A 270-nucleotide genomic window follows, 5' to 3' on the forward strand; every position below is an offset into this window, starting at 1 on the left:
CCGCCAACGGCGCCAACACCCTGCCTGAACAGTTCGCCGTGACCGCGGTCGACGACAACGGCACCACCGCGACCGGTTCACTGGACGTGAACATCGTCGACGACCTGCCACAAGGCGTGAACGACAGTAATGCTTCGACGGCGTCGGAAACCCTGCTGACCCTCAACGGCAACGTGCTGACCAACGACGTGCAAGGCGCCGACCGGGTAACCATCGGTGAAGGTACTGGCCCGATCACCCCCGGTACTTTCACCGGCACCTACGGTACTT

At 63.0% G+C, this 270-nt stretch carries 1 protein-coding gene; it reads left to right on the forward strand.

What is annotated here, in order from left to right; translation table 11 throughout:
* Positions 1–270, forward strand: a 270-nt coding sequence (locus KW846_RS29810; protein WP_218486475.1) for a hypothetical protein, incomplete at both ends; no start/stop codon positions are given.

This window comes from Pseudomonas sp. PDM32, assembly GCF_019219225.1.
GTDB classification, from domain to species: Bacteria; Pseudomonadota; Gammaproteobacteria; order Pseudomonadales; family Pseudomonadaceae; genus Aquipseudomonas; species Aquipseudomonas laurylsulfatiphila.